General features: G+C 36.2%; 13 protein-coding genes and 1 pseudogene. 12 read left to right on the top strand and 2 right to left on the bottom strand.

The genetic code is table 11. The features are described from left to right. Positions 1-18: 18 nt before the first annotated feature. On the top strand, positions 19-1,275 hold the full coding sequence (gene purD / locus AC5LWL_RS21450) for a phosphoribosylamine--glycine ligase (protein WP_493436197.1): 1,257 nt from the start codon (positions 19-21) through the stop codon (positions 1,273-1,275). 372 nt (positions 1,276-1,647) lie between these two features. Here the strand turns inward: purD and AC5LWL_RS21445 are convergent, their stop codons facing one another. Beyond that, positions 1,648-2,016 (bottom strand): YgaP family membrane protein, encoded by a 369-nt coding sequence (locus AC5LWL_RS21445; RefSeq protein ID WP_493436196.1) that lies wholly within the window; start codon positions 2,014-2,016, stop codon positions 1,648-1,650. 273 nt (positions 2,017-2,289) lie between these two features. Between AC5LWL_RS21445 and AC5LWL_RS21440 the strand changes: the two genes are divergently transcribed. From AC5LWL_RS21440 to AC5LWL_RS21390, 11 genes and pseudogenes are all read left to right on the top strand, one after another. Then, positions 2,290-4,035, top strand: a complete 1,746-nt coding sequence (locus tag AC5LWL_RS21440) for an adenine deaminase C-terminal domain-containing protein (protein ID WP_493436195.1) — start codon at positions 2,290-2,292, stop codon at positions 4,033-4,035. Between the two features lie 218 nt (positions 4,036-4,253). Then, entirely contained in the window at positions 4,254-5,300 is a 1,047-nt protein-coding gene (locus AC5LWL_RS21435; RefSeq protein ID WP_493436194.1) for a DUF3048 domain-containing protein, read from the top strand. Between the two features lie 21 nt (positions 5,301-5,321). Further along, positions 5,322-5,630 carry a YerC/YecD family TrpR-related protein gene (locus AC5LWL_RS21430; protein ID WP_493436193.1) on the top strand — a complete coding sequence of 103 codons (309 nt, stop codon included), beginning with the start codon at positions 5,322-5,324 and terminating at the stop codon, positions 5,628-5,630. A 352-nt stretch (positions 5,631-5,982) separates the two neighbouring features. Continuing rightward, positions 5,983-6,675 (top strand): heptaprenylglyceryl phosphate synthase, encoded by a 693-nt coding sequence (gene pcrB / locus AC5LWL_RS21425; protein WP_493436192.1) that lies wholly within the window; start codon positions 5,983-5,985, stop codon positions 6,673-6,675. A 55-nt stretch (positions 6,676-6,730) separates the two neighbouring features. Beyond that, positions 6,731-7,414, top strand: a pseudogene (locus tag AC5LWL_RS21420) (UvrD-helicase domain-containing protein); the annotation flags it as partial. An 824-nt stretch (positions 7,415-8,238) separates the two neighbouring features. Further along, on the top strand, positions 8,239-10,041 hold the full coding sequence (ltrA, locus tag AC5LWL_RS21415; protein ID WP_493436683.1) for a group II intron reverse transcriptase/maturase: 1,803 nt from the start codon (positions 8,239-8,241) through the stop codon (positions 10,039-10,041). Positions 10,042-10,101: 60 nt separating this feature from the next. Next, the gene (locus AC5LWL_RS21410) at positions 10,102-11,682 is read left to right on the top strand and encodes a 3'-5' exonuclease (protein ID WP_493436191.1); all 1,581 of its coding nucleotides are present in this window, start codon (positions 10,102-10,104) and stop codon (positions 11,680-11,682) included. Positions 11,683-11,707: 25 nt separating this feature from the next. Then, positions 11,708-13,732, top strand: coding sequence for an NAD-dependent DNA ligase LigA (gene ligA / locus AC5LWL_RS21405; RefSeq protein ID WP_493436190.1), 2,025 nt, complete (start codon positions 11,708-11,710; stop codon positions 13,730-13,732). Further along, positions 13,729-14,895 (top strand): CamS family sex pheromone protein, encoded by a 1,167-nt coding sequence (locus AC5LWL_RS21400; protein ID WP_493436189.1) that lies wholly within the window; start codon positions 13,729-13,731, stop codon positions 14,893-14,895. The genes ligA and AC5LWL_RS21400 overlap by 4 nt, the downstream gene beginning before the upstream one ends. 73 nt (positions 14,896-14,968) lie before the next feature. Further along, positions 14,969-15,418: a YueI family protein gene (locus AC5LWL_RS21395; RefSeq protein WP_493436188.1), complete on the top strand. Its 450-nt coding sequence runs from the start codon at positions 14,969-14,971 to the stop codon at positions 15,416-15,418. Positions 15,419-15,685: 267 nt separating this feature from the next. Then, complete coding sequence (locus tag AC5LWL_RS21390) at positions 15,686-16,114, top strand: organic hydroperoxide resistance protein (RefSeq protein ID WP_493436187.1); 429 nt, start codon at positions 15,686-15,688, stop codon at positions 16,112-16,114. A gap of 102 nt (positions 16,115-16,216) precedes the next feature. Here AC5LWL_RS21390 and AC5LWL_RS21385 read toward each other — a convergent pair whose 3' ends face one another. Beyond that, entirely contained in the window at positions 16,217-16,657 is a 441-nt protein-coding gene (locus AC5LWL_RS21385) for a MarR family winged helix-turn-helix transcriptional regulator (protein ID WP_493436682.1), read from the bottom strand. Positions 16,658-17,100 lie beyond the last annotated feature (443 nt).

Here is a 17,100-nt window from a genome sequence, read left to right as displayed (position 1 = left end):
CTGGAGGATGGAGACAAAATGAAGATACTCGTAATTGGGCGCGGTGGAAGAGAACATACCATTTGTACAAAGGTGAAGGAAAGCGAGAAGGTAGAAACTGTTTTTGTTGCACCAGGTAATGTTGGAATGACTGATGTAGCAGAGCGTGTTGCAATTGAGGAAACGGATGTAGACAAACTAGTTGATTTTGCTTTAACAAATAGCATTGATTTAACGATTGTTGGTCCAGAGGTTCCTTTGCTTGCAGGAGTGGTAGACAAGTTTGAAGATGCTGGATTAAAGGTTTTTGGTCCTAAACAGAAAGCAGCTGAAATTGAAGGAAGCAAATCCTTTGCAAAGGATATTATGAAAAAATATGAAATACCTACTGGAGAATATGCTACTTTTTCTGATTATGAACAAGCAAAAGCATATATACAAGAAAAAGGTGCTCCTATTGTCATAAAAGCAGATGGTTTAGCTGCAGGTAAAGGTGTAACTGTAGCCATGACGATGGAAGAAGCATTGGCAAGTATTGAAGAAATGCTTTTGGATGAAAAATTCGGCAGTGCATCGGCAACAGTAGTTATTGAAGAGTTCTTAGCTGGTGAGGAATTTTCATTAATGGCTTTTGTGAATGGGGAAACGGTTATTCCTCTTGAAATTGCTCAAGATCATAAAAGAGCATTTGATGGTGATAAAGGACCTAATACGGGTGGAATGGGGGCTTATTCTCCTGTACCGCATATTCCAGCGAATACCGTACAAGCAGCGATTGAAACCATTGTTATACCAACTGCGAAAGCGATGGTGAAAGAAGGAAGATCTTTTACTGGAATTTTGTATGCAGGATTAATTGCTACCGATCAAGGGCCAAAAGTAATCGAATATAACGCTCGCCTTGGGGATCCTGAAACACAAGTAGTTTTGCCGAGAATGAAATCTGACTTGGTTGAAGTGCTTTTGGAAGTATTAGCAGGCAACATCCCAACCATTGAATGGTATGAAGAAGATATGTTAGGGGTTGTAATTGCATCCAAAGGATATCCTGATCATTATGAAAAAGGCGCCGTAATAAAAGGGTTGGATAAAATGGAAGGCGTATCTATCTTTCATGCCGGAACAGCAACAAATGAGTCAGGCGATTTTATCACAGATGGCGGCCGAGTATTATTAGTTGCAGCTAAAAGTGCCACATTAAAAGCTGCACAAACAAAAGTATATAACCAATTAACAAAATTAGAAAGCGATGGCGTCTTCTATCGCCAAGACATAGGCTACAAAGCAATTAAGTAAGAAAAGCGAAGTCGCCTTGAAAGCCCCGAAGAAAAATGTTCTCTTTCCTCAAAAAGTGTTCTTTACTTTTAGAGGAAAGAGGTTATCTTTCACAGGGGCTAGGCGATGAAGCTAGACAAAGAAAAGCGAAGTCGCCTTGAAAGCCCCGAAGAAAAATGTTCTCTTTCCTCAAAAAGTGTTCTTTACTTTTAGAGGAAAGAGGCAATACTCACAGGGGCTAGGCGATGGCCGGCTAAGTGCGCCATGTCCTATGGCAACGGCGGCACTAGTACATCCTGTACGTCGAAGCAAGACAAAGAAAAGCGTAGTGGCCTTGAAAGCTTTGCAAAAAGGACAGACCTTTACAAGTTTGTAAAAGGTCTGTCCTTTTTGTTAATTTTTTTTCATATCTTCAGGAGAAAAAATAGTGGATGGATTAAATTCTTCCATTATTTTCTCTACTTCTTTTGAAGAGGAATTGGTAGTGCTATGCTCGTGTTGGCTTGGTTGTTCTGCTTGGTGATGAGTAGTTGCTTTTGGTTTTGCAGGGAAAGCAACTTCCTTTTTATCATATAATGCAACAAGAGGACAGTAGCGAACAATGCCTTCAGCAATTTTCATAGCGGCCAATAATGCAATCAGCAAATAAGATTGTTGATGTGGCTTCTTTGAAAGTTTGGCAGTGCTCCATGCTAAAAAAGTAAAGCCGCATGTAATGCGAATTAAGGCATTAACTAAACTAATATTCGGTTTTGGATTCATAAGTTTGTTCCCTCCTACATAATTTTAACAAAAAAGTAATAGTATTAAGAAAACGATCTGAGGAGCTAGATGCTCCATAAGGTTTCAAAAAACATATACTTTGTTCCCGTTTTAAAAAGCGATATGTTAAAATAATAATACTGTAAATATTTTCTTCTTATTTCCTGAAATTACCTCAGTAGTTAACTTGTTAACAACATAAAAATGATGTATAAGAAATTAAAAGGTTAAACATAAATAATTTAAACCACCACATAAAGGGAGGCAGATGTAATGTTAGAACAGCGATATCGTTGGAAAAACAAAGAGTTACGCGATCATGTTTCCATTTTAAATGGTGAAAAATCACCAACAATGGTTCTTCAAAATGCAACCTATTTGAACCAAGCTTTACGAAAATGGATAGTAGCAAATATTTGGATTTATCAAGACCGTATTGTTTATGTTGGAAAAGATATGCCAAAGCAAACTATCGATTGTGAGATAGTTGACTGTACGAAAGAACTGTTAGTACCAGGATATATAGAACCACATGCACATCCTTTTCAAATTTATAATCCCCTAACAATTGCACAATATACATCACAATATGGAACAACAACACTTATAAATGACAATCTAGTTCTAGCTATGCATTTGAATAAAAAGAAAGCGTTTACCCTTATGAGTTTTATGAAAAATATACCTTCTACTATCTATTGGTGGTGCAGGTATGATGCACAAACAGAATTAACAAATGAAGAGTTGGTTTTTTCCCATAGCAATATAAAAAGCTGGTTAAATCATGATGCAGTTCTTCAAGGTGGAGAATTGACAGCATGGCCGAAGCTATTAGACGGAGATGACATGATTCTGCACTGGATGCAAGAAACAAAAAAGATGCGCAAAAAAATAGAAGGGCATTTCCCAGGTGCTTCTGAAAAAACATTGGCAAAACTAATGCTGCTTGGCGTAGATGCTGATCATGAAGCAATGAACGGCACAGAAGTTTTGCACCGTCTGCAGCAAGGATATATGGTGGCATTGAGATATTCTTCTATTCGCCCAGATTTGCCAAAAATTCTGCAAGAAATGCATGCTTTAGGAATTCATCAATATGATAAATTTATGTTAACAACAGACGGATCGCCATCTTACTTTTATGAACAAGGGCATATTGATCATTTAATACACATAGCTATTGAACAAGGGGTACCTGTAATCGATGCATATAATATGGCTACAATCAATATTGCCAGATACTATAACATCGAATATTTACATGGAAATATTGCAACGGGAAGAGTTGCTAATATCAATTTTTTGAAAGAAAAAAACAATCCTACTCCTGTATCGGTATTGGCAAAAGGTGTTTGGGTTAAAAGGGGTGGAAAGGAGATAAAGAATACTTTTCCATCCATCGACTGGAAAGATTACAGTTTATGTCCATTAGATTTGCAATGGAACTTAAGTAGCGATGATATGGAATTTTCCATGCCATTTGGAATAAAGTTAGAAAATGCAGTCATTACAAAACCATATTCCATTAGCATAAATGTAATGGGAGATACATTATCAAAAGATCATGATGAATGCTTTTTTATGCTTTTAGACAGGAAGGGAAAATGGCGGATTAATACATTCCTTAAAGGTTTTACAAAAGAAATAGATGGTCTTGCGAGCTCCTATACAGGAGATGGTGATATTATTTTATTAGGTAAAAGCCAAGGGGATATGATAAAAGCTTTCAACCGATTAAAGGAAATAGGCGGAGGAATTGTGATCTTTAAAGAAGGCAAGCTCATTTTAGAAATTCCTCTACCGTTATCAGGCATGATGGCAGATATGCCGATACAAGACCTGATAATAAAGGAAAAAGAATTAATTTATGTTTTAAGAAGAAATGGCTTTTTATTTGAGGATCCTATTTATACATTGGTTTTCTTTTCTTCCACACATTTACCATACATTAGAATCACACAAAAGGGATTATTTGATGTGATGAATAAAAATGTACTCTTTCCAGCGATAATGCGTTAAAATATAAAAGAGTCTACTTTTTTCTTATGAATATTCCGATATTTTATTGAGGGAATAGTTCAAAAGTAGATTTTCCATTATAATGGAGTAAATCATTTTTTTAGAATACTTTTATTTGAAATGGATATTTCTCATTCTTCCAAATATTGATTAAAGGTAGTCGGAAACAACACTTATTTTAGTTCCTATAATGAAGGCTGTTTAAAATAGGAGGTTTTATGAAGAAAAGTATTGTTTTACTTTTACTTGTTATGCTGCTGGCAGCATGCAGTAAAAATCCAGAAGAGGTTAATAAACATAATGAAAATCATCAAACCGGCAATGCTGAAAAAAGCGACAAAGATGTTGAGAAATTAGCATATACATATCCTTTAACAGGTTTGGTTAGTGCTGAAAAAAGTACGGATAGAGCAATAGGAGTCATGATTAACAATCATCCTGCTGCAAGACCTCAATCTGGTTTAACAAAGGCTGATATTGTATATGAAGTATTGGCAGAAGGCGATATAACAAGGTTTCTTGCTATTTTTCAAAGTGAAAAACCAGAAACAATCGGACCGGTTAGAAGTTCAAGAGAGTATTATATAGAACTTGCAAAGGCTTATAACACATTGTACATTGCACATGGGTATAGTCCTGAAGCAAAAAAGCTATTAACAAATGGATTTATCGATAATTTAAATGGAATGCAATATGACGGCTCTCTTTTTAAAAGAGCTTCATTCAGAGTGGCTCCTCATAATTCTTATATTAGCTACAGCAATATTGTAAAGGGAGCAGCTATGAACAAGTACGAAATGAACAAGCCGCCAAGCCCACTTGTTTTTTTAAAGGATGCAGATATAGAAAAAATAACTGGCGAAAAGGCGGATACAATTGCTGTCCAATTTGGCAAGAACATTCAGTTTAATTCTGAATTTAAATATGACAGCAGCTTACAAAAGTATTTGCGGTATTCCAATGGACAACAAACCGTTGATTATGATTCGAATGAAGCAGTTGCAGTAGATAATGTTTTTATTGTAGAGGCGAAACATTCTATTGTTGATAGTAAAGGAAGAAGAGAAATTAATCTTCAATCTGGTGGTAAAGGCTATTTATTGCAGAAAGGTAAATGGCGGGAAGTGGAGTGGGACAATATCGATGGTCGAATACTTCCAGTCGAAAACGATCAGCAAATAGGTCTTGTGCCAGGGAAAACATGGATAGATATTATACCTTCTAATCCTGGAATAGATGCAGCCGTTTCTTTAGAGACACATTAAATTTTTCGGAGGTATGAAATAATGCAAATTAATAAATTAAGGGGAAAAGAATTGGATCAATTATTTTACTCCATTCTTTCCTTGAAAGATCTAGAAGAATGTTATCAGTTTTTTGATGATTTATGTACGGTAAATGAAATTCAGTCCTTGTCACAAAGGCTTGAGGTAGCAAGAATGTTAAGAGAAGGAAATACGTACCATACAATAGAAAAAGAAACAGGTGCCAGTACTGCAACCATTTCTCGTGTAAAAAGATGTTTAAACTATGGAAATGATGCATATGAAATGGCATTAGAAAGAATTAAGCCGGAAGAAAAATCAGCAGAATAACGTTAGACAAAAAAGCAGGCGTAGGGAAGCCTGCTTTTTTTGTCGTTTAGAAATATTCCAAGACATAAAAATAGTTCGTTACGCAGATTTTAAGAAAAATAATGACTGCAGCGTTTCAGGTTGATTACAAAACGTTTGCTTACCCATCCTGGTTGGTTCTATTCCTCTTGCATGCAACTATTTCGAATAAAAAGACGTCTTATTAAAAGGAATATTTGTGGATGTGGAAAACGTGGAACCGATTGTTTTGTCTGCAAATATTTACATGCAAATAACCAATGTGATTTCTTTTTAGAAGCTAGCACTAATGCTATAATGATGGAATGGAATGTTAGAATTGGAGGAAGTATGCATGTATAATGTTCGTGAGTGGCGTCACGTTTTTAAGTTAGATCCTAATAAAGAAATAGCAGAGAAAAATTTGGAGAGAATATGTGAATCTGGTACGGATGCAATAATTGTTGGAGGAACGGATGGGATTACATTAGAAAATGTTTTAAGTCTTATGTCCCGTGTTCGCCGATATACAGTCCCCTGTGTTTTAGAAGTTTCGACAGTAGAGTCGGTGACACCAGGGTTTGACCTATATTTTATTCCGACAGTACTGAATAGTTCGGATGCGAAATGGGTAACAGGATTACATCACGAAGCGGTAAAAGAATATGGTGACATTATGAATTGGGATGAAATATTCATACAAGGATATTGTATTTTAAATAAAGAGTGCAAAGCAGCAGCATTAACGAATGCAAATACAACATTATCAGCAGAAGATGTTACGGCATTCGCTATGATGGCAGAGAAGATGTTTCATTTGCCTATTTTCTATTTAGAATATAGTGGGATGAAAGGTGATTCTTTAATGGTTGAAGCAGCTAAAAAAGGATTAACCAATACAACCTTGTTTTATGGCGGGGGAATTCAGTCTTTAGAAGATGCCAAAAAAATGGCAGAGCATGCCGATGTTGTAGTAGTTGGCAATATTATATATGAAGATATAGAGGCCGCAATACGTACGGTTCAAATAAAAAATAGCAGCTGTTGAATAGAACAGTAGAAAACGTTAAAATAGAATATATGTTCCTATGGGGGTGAAGCAAATGCAATTCTTAACAGATAAAATATTAAATGGTTTAAATCCCGAACAAAAAAATGCCGTGAAAGCAACGGACGGGCCTTTGTTGATTATGGCAGGAGCGGGAAGTGGAAAGACAAGAGTATTAACGCAGCGAATCGCTTATTTAATGGTGGAAAAAGGAGTAAATCCCTATAATATTTTGGCCATTACATTTACGAATAAAGCGGCAAAGGAAATGAGACAAAGGATTGCAGCAGTGTTGGGTGGAGCAAGTGATGATATTTGGATTTCAACCTTTCACTCCATGTGTGTAAGAATTTTAAGAAAAGATATTGATCGGATTGGATATAATCGCAATTTCACGATACTAGATACAACTGATCAGCAATCCGTTGTTAAAGGGATTTTAAAGGATCGAAATATTGATCCAAAGAAAAATGATCCGCGAGCAATTCTATCAAGTATCAGTTCTGCCAAAAATGAATTGGTGACTCCAGAAGAATATGCAAAGACAGCAGGAGATTATTTCTCTCAAATAGTCAGTGATGTTTATATGGAATATCAAAAACGTTTACGTAAAAATCAGGCGCTAGATTTTGATGATTTAATTATGCAAACGATCCACCTTTTCCAAAGGGTACCTGAGGTTTTAGAGTATTATCAACGCAAGTTTCAGTATATCCATGTGGATGAGTATCAAGATAGTGCGACACGTTGCTAATTGAAAAGATTAGCCACTAGCCTTATGGCTAGGAGAACTAAGAATCTGAAGAGTCGAATGATGGGGTAACGCCCTGAAAGGCTCGCCTAATCCTCCGAATAGCGTTCGGACGGTGCAAAACGTCTGAGGGTTATAAGCTCGGTGAAGTCGGTTGAAGGTCATCCTAACGAGAAAGACGAGGAAAGCTCTCTGGAGGCAGAGGGTATGACTGATAGACCGGGGTTCTATAAGACAATCTATGGTGAGAAATTAGATGTCACAGCCATCTATTGACGAAATTCCGAATGTACGGCTCTTGAGGTATAGCTATTCGAAACGAATAGTCCCGCATGTCGGGGTTAGTGAGGTAGAGTAAAATTTGTCTTTATGAAATACCTTATGATGTTACAGGCATCATCAAGCTAACAGGGCTAGAGGAATCACCTACGGATTGTGTATGCATAGATAGGATTCTTGGAACGTGGTAAGCCGATAACGTGGAGAGTTTGCACTCTGTGAAGCGGTGGAAGGGAAATCATATATTTCGAAAGTTTATATGTACAACCTCTTTTGTGTCGGTGAAGGTGATGGCACAGTACCAATGAAACTGTGATAACAAACAGTGGAGGGATAGCCATCAGTCAACTGTTAGAAGACGACATTATAAACACAGAAATTTCAGGTTCGAGTATGACTAAGAGAAATGAAAGCTGAAATTACAAACCCAATTGGGGATGTAAAGAGGTGAGTAATTGACTGAAACTCACGTAATACCGAAGAAGTTAAAAAGCCAGAAACTGAGAAATAATGAGTATTACAACACGCAAGATATGTTTAACAAGTTATATCAGCTAAGTTCAGAAGGGAAAACCTTCAATAAGCTATATGAATTGGTTGTTCATCCCGCAAATGTTAAACTTGCCTTCCGTAACATTAAGAAGAATAAAGGAAGCAAGACAGCAGGTGTAAATCAAAACACGATATTTGAAGTTGGACTTAGAAGCCCTGATACACTTGTACAATATGTCAAGAATCGCCTAGAGGATTATAAGCCCCATAAAGTGAAACGCAAGGAAATCCAAAAGCCAAATGGCGGAATTCGCCCTTTAGGAATTCCTACTATTGAAGATAGACTAATTCAACAAGTCCTATTACAAGTTCTTGAACCTATATGCGAGGCTCGGTTTCATAAACATAGTTATGGATTTCGACCTCATCGGAGTCAAGTCCACGCATATTCAAGGGGTGTAACACTGGCAAACAAAAACAAACTACATTATGTAGTAGATGTTGATATTAAAGGATTCTTCGATAACGTGAATCATGGGAAGTTACTTAAACAACTATGGACGATTGGAATTAGGGATAAACGAATTCTTTCGATTATTAGTAAGATGCTAAAAGCTGAGATTAAAGGAATAGGGAAACCTAATAAGGGAACTCCACAAGGAGGAATACTTTCTCCATTACTTTCAAACGTTGTATTGAATGAATTCGACTGGTGGATTAGTAACCAGTGGGAAACATTTAAAACAAAAAAGGATTACACAAAAATACGTGTAATTGGTGGAAAACAGCGATTTGACCAAACGGTAAAATACGCAACCCTTAAAAGATATACCAAATTAAAGGAAATGTTTATTGTAAGATATGCAGATGACTTTAAAATCTTTTGTCGAGACCACAAAACCGCATTTATCATATTTGAATCTTCTAAGCAGTGGTTAAAGGAAAGGTTAGGCCTTGAAATCAGCAATGAAAAATCGAAAGTAGTCAACCTACGTAAGAATTATTCCGAATTTCTAGGATTTAAGTTCAAAGTAGTCCCAAAAGGCAAAAAGCGTGTTGTTAAATCGCATATGACAGATAAATCAAAACGCAAGGTAATTGAGAAAATAAAAACGAAAGCTGAATTTATTCGAAGAAAACCGAATAAGGCTGAAGTAACGAAATTTAACTCAACTATTTTGGGAATTCATAATTATTATCGGTATGCGACACATACTACAAAGGATTTCAGTGAAATTTCATACTCAGTCAAACGAATCCTGTATAACAAACTTAAAAAAGCAAAGAGTTCAAAGGGAGTTATCACACCCTTCTTTCAAAAAGCATATAAAGATTATCTTAATAAAAAGAAATTCTTTGCGTGTGGCATGATTTTATTCCCGATAGATGGAGTGAAACACAAAAGCCCTTTGAACTTTACTCAGGAGAAAAATTCTTATACCGAAAGTGGTCGGATCTTGGTTCACAATAGCCAAGATGCTGTACCACCATTCATGGTACATTATTTGATGGAAAACCCAATAAAATCTGAGAGTATGGAATACAATGACAATCGACTCTCCAAATTTATTGCTCAATTAGGCAAATGTGCGATAACAGGAAAAGATTTAATCATTGGGGAAATGGAACTCCATCATAAAAAGCCTAGAAATATAGGTGGAACGGATGCTTATCAAAACCTTATATTTGTATGTAAGGAAGTCCATAAGTTAATCCATGCGGTAAAAGAAAACACCATTAATAAGTATCTTAATGTACTGAATCTTAATGAAGAAAAACTGAGTAAAGTTAACGCTCTTCGTAAAAAAGTGGGAAACTGTGTAATTGATAATGTAACGAGCTAGTAGTTGATGGGGCGCCGTATGAGGTGAAAGTCTCACGTACGGTGCTAAGCGGGGGAAAAGATGGAGATGATTTCAAAGTCTTACCTATCGCAACCTAATAAATCCCAATATTCTTTGGTGAAACAATTAGCAAGCAGATTTCGTAATCTTTGTGTTGTCGGTGACTCGGATCAATCGATTTACCGCTGGCGTGGTGCCGATATTGCTAATATCCTTTCGTTTGAGAAGGACTATCCAAATGCAAAGGTCGTTATGTTAGAACAAAACTACCGCTCTACAAAAACTATTCTGAAAGCAGCTAATAAAGTAATTGAAAATAATTCTGGGCGCAAAGAAAAAAATCTTTGGACCGAAAATGAAGATGGAAATAAAATTTATTACTACCGTGCAGACAGTGAACAAGGGGAAGCACAATTTGTTATTGGGAAAATACAAGAATTAAGAAGAGAAACATCGTTAAACCTATCTGATATTGCGATTCTTTATCGCACAAATGCTCAATCCCGTGTAATGGAAGAAATGCTTTTAAAATCAAATATCGAATATTCGATTGTTGGAGGTATAAAGTTCTACGATCGAAAAGAAATTAAAGATACATTGGCATACTTGCGGTTAATTGCAAACCCTGATGATGATATCAGTTTACAGCGTGTTATTAATGTTCCTAAAAGAGGAATTGGATCAACTTCGCTTGATAAAATTGCCAACTTTGCAAGCCTCCATGATATGTCGATGTACCAAGCGTTAGATGCAGTGGAACTAATCGGCCTAAGTCCTAAAATTACAAAAGCAGCTGCAGAATTCCGTAATTTAATTCGAAATTACAGTGATATGCAGGAGTATCTATCTGTGACGGAATTAGTGGATGAAGTAATAGAGAAGTCAGGGTATATCGAAATGTTAAAAGCAGAAAAGTCGATTGAAGCACAAAGTCGTTTAGAGAATATTGAAGAATTTATGTCGGTAACAAAAAACTTTGAAAACTCCAATGATGATAAATCCCTAATCTCTTTTTTAACTGATTTAGCGCTTGTTGCTGATATTGATAAGTTGGATGAAGAAGGGAATCAAGCGGATTCTGTGGTACTAATGACCCTTCATTCAGCAAAAGGATTAGAATTTCCTATTGTCTTTTTAATCGGTTTGGAAGAAGGCGTGTTTCCACATTCCCGCTCCCTTGCTGAGGAAGCAGAGATGGAGGAAGAGCGCCGCCTAGCTTATGTAGGAATTACAAGAGCAGAAAAACATTTATATTTAACAAATGCACAAATGAGAACCCTTTTTGGAAGAACAAATATGAATCCCCCTTCCAGGTTTGTAAAGGAAATACCAGAGGACTTGCTAGACGTCATCATGCCGCAGAGAAGAAGAAGCAATGCTCCATCAGCTAATAGCCCATTCTCGCGTCCAACAGCACAACCAGGAGCACGTAAAGCAGTTATTCGTCCTGCAACAACGAACACAGGTGGAGATGGCATCGATTGGAGTGTTGGCGATAAAGCAGCTCATGGAAAATGGGGTGTTGGAACCGTTGTTAGCGTAAAAGGAGAAGGAGATTCAAAAGAACTGGATATAGCCTTCCCAAGTCCAGTAGGAATTAAAAGATTGCTGGCTAAATTTGCGCCAATTCAGAAAGCATAACAGATGGAAGGAAAGGAATAGCAGAATGGACGAAAAAAATGCAGAAAAAAGAGTAAAAGAGCTGCACAATCTTTTAAATCAATATAATTATGAATATCATGTTTTGGATAACCCTTCTGTTCCTGATGCAGAGTATGACGCTTTATTAAAAGAATTAGTTAGCTTGGAACAGGAATTTCCAGCATTAAAAACAAATGATTCCCCCACTCAGCGTGTAGGTGGAGAAATCTTAGATATGTTCTCAAAGGTACAGCATCAAAAACCGATGCTAAGCTTAGGAAATGCATTTAATGATGCTGATTTGCGTGATTTTGACAGGAAGGTTCGTCAAGCTATCGGTGATGAATTTACGTATGTCTGTGAATTGAAAATTGATGGACTGGCTGTCTCTTTACGTTATGAAAATGGTTTATTTGAGCAAGGAGCAACACGAGGCGATGGAACGGTAGGGGAGGATATTACGGCGAATCTTAAAACTATTCGTTCAATTCCTTTAAAACTAAAGCAGCCTATTAGCATCGAAGTTCGTGGAGAAGCATTTATGCCGAAAAAATCTTTTATGGCCTTAAACAAAGCAAAAGAGGAAAATGGTGAAGAACCTTTTGCCAATCCTCGAAATGCTGCTGCTGGATCTTTAAGACAATTAGATCCGAGGATTGCCTCATCCCGCAATCTGGATATTTTTTTATATGGCATTGGCGATGTTGGCGAAACAGGTGTCTTATCGCATAGTGGAGGATTGGATTTATTAGATGAAGTAGGGTTTAAAACAAATCAAGAAAGAAAAAGATGCGCTACAATCGAAGAGGTTTTAACTTATGTGGATGGCTGGCAGGAAAAACGCCCGCATTTACCTTATGAAATAGATGGAATTGTTATTAAAGTAGATGGTTTAGAGCATCAAAACCAGTTAGGAACAACAGCGAAAAGTCCGAGATGGGCAATAGCTTATAAATTTCCTGCAGAAGAAGTGGTAACAAAACTGTTGCATATTGAACTTACTGTCGGCAGAACAGGGGTAATCACACCAACCGCACTTCTTGAACCAGTAAAGGTTGCTGGAACAACGGTTAAGAGAGCATCCCTGCATAATGAGGATCTTATTAGAGAAAAAGATATAAAAATCGGCGATCATGTTGTCGTGAAAAAAGCAGGAGACATTATACCTGAAGTGGTGAATGTTTTAGTAGAAAGAAGAACGGGTGAGGAAGAAGAGTTTCATATGCCTACCCACTGTACAGAATGCGAAAGTGAGCTCGTTCGGATTGAGGGAGAAGTAGCGCTGCGTTGTATTAATCCTAAATGTCCTGCTCAAATCCGGGAAGGACTTATCCATTTTGTTTCTCGAAATGCGATGAATATAGATGGTTTAGGAGAACGTGTGATTAGTCAGCTGTTTGCAGAAAAGTTAATTGAAGATGTTGCCGATTTGTATGCTTTAACCTATGAGCAGCTTATTCAATTAGAAAGAATGGGGGATAAATCTGTAACAAACCTATTAAATGCTATTGAAGCATCAAAAGGGAACTCCCTTGAGAAGTTAGTATTTGGTCTAGGAATTCGCCATGTCGGAGCAAAGGCTGCAAAAACGATTGCAATGGAATTTATGAGTATGGATAAGCTGTCAAAAGCAACAAAGGAAGAGCTAACAGCCATAAATGAAATTGGAGAAAAAATGGCTGACTCCATTGTGACTTTTTTTGAACAAGAAGAAGTAGCAGAGCTTATGGAGGAATTACAGACATTTGGTGTTAATATGACATATACAGGACCAAAACCAGTCATAGTTGAAAGTGCAGATACTGTTTTTGCTGGTAAAACCATTGTCCTAACAGGTAAACTAGAGCAGCTTTCACGAAACGAAGCGAAAGAACAGATCGAACTATTAGGTGGGAAAATTACAGGAAGTGTCAGCAAAAAAACTGACTTAGTCATAGCTGGTGAAGATGCTGGAAGCAAACTTACGAAAGCAGAAGAATTAGGAATTGATATTTGGGATGAGGAAAAGCTGATGGAAGAATTAAAGATTAAAGGTGTGTTTACAGAATGAAAATGCGATTCCTATTGATGAGTTGTCTTGTTCTTTTATTATCAGCTTGTGCACCGAGCTTTCAAAAAGAAGAAGAAGTGAAAACAGAAACAAGTGATAGTACAACAGAGACCGCTATTTTGCCAAAATATAAAATATCGGATGATTATTATAGTATGAAGTTGCCTTTTGTTTCTTCAAAGGCAAGAGGATTAGTCGTGAATAACTTAAATACACGTTATGATATTAGCGAATTTGAAACAGGACTAATGCGTGTAGCGCAAAATACATTTAATCCCGATAAATATTATTTCCAAGAAGGTCAATATTTAGAAAAAAGTGTAGTTGCAAGCTGGTTAAACAGAAAATATACGAAACAAGAATTAAAAGACAAAAAGTTATCAAGCAGTGAAAATCTCGGCTTGAATCCATCTGATCAAGATTTGTCCATGAATAAAAGTGGTGAAATGGAGCCGATTTATTTAGCCCATATTTTAGAACATGACTATTTAGTAAAAGATAAGAAATCAAAAACGGTCACACTCGGTGGAGTGACCATTGGCTTAGCTTTAAATTCTGTTTATTATTATCAGAAGGAAAAGGGTGGAGATGTATTTAAATCGACCATCAGTCAAGCCAAACTAGAAAGTGAAGGAAAAAAAATAGCTGCAGAGGTCATAAAAAGACTTAGAAAAACAAAAGGCTTAGGGACTGTCCCTATTACGATTGCATTATTTGAACAAAAAGAAACTTCCTCTGTTGTTCCAGGTAACTTTATTGCTTATGCATCTGCAGAAAAAGGAAGCAGCAGTTTAAGCGATTGGAAAAAAATCAATGAAAAGTATGTGCTATTTCCTAATGGCAATAGTGAGTATAAATCAGATGAAGATCCATTTTCTTATTTTAAACAAGATATTGAAGAGTACTTTCCGAACTTCAATGGGGTAATTGGAAGAGCCTTTTATGTGAACAATAAATTGCAAAATTTAAATATTGAAATACCTATTCAATTTTATGGAAAAGCAGAAGTAATTGGTTTTACACAATTTGTTGCTGGGACAGTAATGGATCATTTTTCCTCTAATATTTCTGTTCAAGTGAGCATTACTTCTGTCAATGGAGCGGAATCATTAATTGTTCGAGATGCAGACCAAGATGAGCCATTTGTTCATATTTATGAATAAAAAAATTTAAAGAAACAAGTTTTTTTCCTAAATGAATGGAGTATAGTAGTAAAGAGTAATCGAAGGGAGGCAGATGCATGTGTCCAATCCAAATCTAGATGATTATTTACAGCAAGGCATTTACGGCTCCAAGGAAACAAACCCTGAAGAACGAAGGCAGTTTCTTGGAACGCTAAGGGAAAGAGTGGTTGCAGCGTTAAAGCAATCGCAAGTTAGAGAAGACGGCGTTTACAAGGAAATAGAAGACTTAATAAAAAGCAGTGCTGGTGCTAAATTATTCTTGAATGGCCATATTGATTATGCCTATTTGTCGAAATACATTAAAGTGGCAAATACGAATAAAATGGAGTATACCATTGTAACAAATAAGGATTATATCAGTGAAATTGGTCTACTTATTGCATATAATCATGCGATTGATAAAGAACAAATTTATGTAACAAAGGCAGAACCAGAAAGTGAATCGGAGAAGGAAGAGAAAAAGGGGTTTTTCTCCTCTTTAGGCAGTTTTTTTAAAAAATAATCGGAGTAGCAAATACAAAGCTCAAAAAATAAACAAGATGGCAGGAACGATTACTGTCTCGTGTTTTATTTTTTGAGCCTTTTTGTCATGTATTTTTTTCTAACATGTTTATAATGGGTTATTTTGTGAAATAAGAAATAAGAGAAGAATATTTGGGAACATCTAGAATTGCTTTTAGCAACAAGCAATATAATTGTAATGAATAAATAGGTTGTGTACAATACAATTGTGCATAATTAAAAAGCAGAGAAGATGGAGGTTTTTATAATGGCAGAAGCAGTTTTTACAACATCTGTAACAGCAACTGGAGGAAGAGAAGGAAGAGTAGATTCAGAAAATCATGTTATTCAATTCGACACGGCAATGCCTGGAACTCCACGGGCAAAAGAGTTAGAAGATGCTACAAACCCAGAGCAGCTTTTTGCAGCAGGCTATGCAGCTTGTTTTGATGGGGCCCTTCAATTAGTTGCAGGAAAAGAAAAAGTGAAATTTGATTCAGAGGTAACAGCTAGTGTTAGTCTTTTAAAAGATGAGGCAGATGGAGGATTTAAAATCGGGGTAACATTAACGGTTAAAGGTACAGGGGTAGAAAAAGAAAAACTGGAAGACCTCGTACATAAAGCTCATAATTTCTGTCCATATTCTAAGGCAACAAGAGGAAATATTGATGTGAAATTAGAAGTTGTAGCAAATTAATAACGAAAAAAAGAAGCTCAGAACCATAGACTCTGAGCCTCTTTTTTTTCATACATTATTCTTTATAGTGCCCTTTAGCTTGTCTTGCTAAAGTATGTTTACTTAATCTCTTGTTAATTGCTGAAGTAAATGAAAAAGTGAGTCTTTTAATTCTTTTAACTCTTGCGGCTCTTTTCCAGACAGCCTTCCTATCTCTATAGGAATGGCTTGTGCTTTTTCTTTTAACCCTAAACCTTTATCCGTTATGGAGATCATAACAGAACGTTCATCCTGTGCAGATCGTTCTCTTTTAATTAAATTATTTAGCTCCATTCTTTTTAACATAGGTGTTAAAGTACCAGAATCTAAATACAGCTTTTGGCCTATTTCCTTCACACTAAGACTTTGATGCTCCCACAGGATTAGCAAAGCTAAATATTGAGGATAAGTGATATGTAATTCCTCTAACAATGGTTTGTATTTTTTCGTCATTTCTCTAGAACTGGCATATAGTAAAAAGCAAAGCTGGTTCTCAAGCTTTAATAACTCCATATTACTCCTCATTTCTCTATTTATTTCAACCATTCTTTTTCCCATCAACGGATATTTTACTTATTGCTCAAACTTCGCAGAATATAAATTCGTTTGCAAATCTTAATATTACTCGGTTTAGAACAATAAAAAGGAGGCATGCTTTTTATTGTGGACGTTGCTTTCCACGAGGATAAGCGCATGCCCCACGGAAAGTAAGCCCCTATTTAAAAGGAGCAATGTTTGCGAAATAACTACCCTAAAAGACTAATCAATCACCCTTTTCTAATTGCTCTAAACCAAGTTATGGCAATACATGAAGAGGAATCTATAACTGCAAAGTTTAAGTTATTAGAATCATAAAGATTTTACAAGCCATTATAAAATAAGTATAGTCACTATTGTATATAATTTTTTTCTATTTCTCTAATAGTGCGTGTCCTTTTTACCGTACTTTTTGAACAAACTCTAATAAA

It is taken from the genome of Niallia sp. WK069_GA_01, from assembly GCF_983173855.1.
The sequence above is the reverse complement of the archived record's forward strand: the minus strand, read 5'-3'. Positions and strand labels throughout refer to the sequence as shown.

Coding starts and splice junctions, on each gene's coding strand:
- purD (WP_493436197.1), top strand. CDS start 19: ATGAAGATACTCGTAATTGGGCGCGGTGGAAGAGAACATACCATTTGT.
- AC5LWL_RS21445 (WP_493436196.1), bottom strand. CDS start 2,016: ATGAATCCAAAACCGAATATTAGTTTAGTTAATGCCTTAATTCGCATT.
- AC5LWL_RS21440 (WP_493436195.1), top strand. CDS start 2,290: ATGTTAGAACAGCGATATCGTTGGAAAAACAAAGAGTTACGCGATCAT.
- AC5LWL_RS21435 (WP_493436194.1), top strand. CDS start 4,254: ATGAAGAAAAGTATTGTTTTACTTTTACTTGTTATGCTGCTGGCAGCA.
- AC5LWL_RS21430 (WP_493436193.1), top strand. CDS start 5,322: ATGCAAATTAATAAATTAAGGGGAAAAGAATTGGATCAATTATTTTAC.
- pcrB (WP_493436192.1), top strand. CDS start 5,983: ATGTATAATGTTCGTGAGTGGCGTCACGTTTTTAAGTTAGATCCTAAT.
- ltrA (WP_493436683.1), top strand. CDS start 8,239: ATGTTTAACAAGTTATATCAGCTAAGTTCAGAAGGGAAAACCTTCAAT.
- AC5LWL_RS21410 (WP_493436191.1), top strand. CDS start 10,102: ATGGAGATGATTTCAAAGTCTTACCTATCGCAACCTAATAAATCCCAA.
- ligA (WP_493436190.1), top strand. CDS start 11,708: ATGGACGAAAAAAATGCAGAAAAAAGAGTAAAAGAGCTGCACAATCTT.
- AC5LWL_RS21400 (WP_493436189.1), top strand. CDS start 13,729: ATGAAAATGCGATTCCTATTGATGAGTTGTCTTGTTCTTTTATTATCA.
- AC5LWL_RS21395 (WP_493436188.1), top strand. CDS start 14,969: ATGCATGTGTCCAATCCAAATCTAGATGATTATTTACAGCAAGGCATT.
- AC5LWL_RS21390 (WP_493436187.1), top strand. CDS start 15,686: ATGGCAGAAGCAGTTTTTACAACATCTGTAACAGCAACTGGAGGAAGA.
- AC5LWL_RS21385 (WP_493436682.1), bottom strand. CDS start 16,657: ATGAGGAGTAATATGGAGTTATTAAAGCTTGAGAACCAGCTTTGCTTT.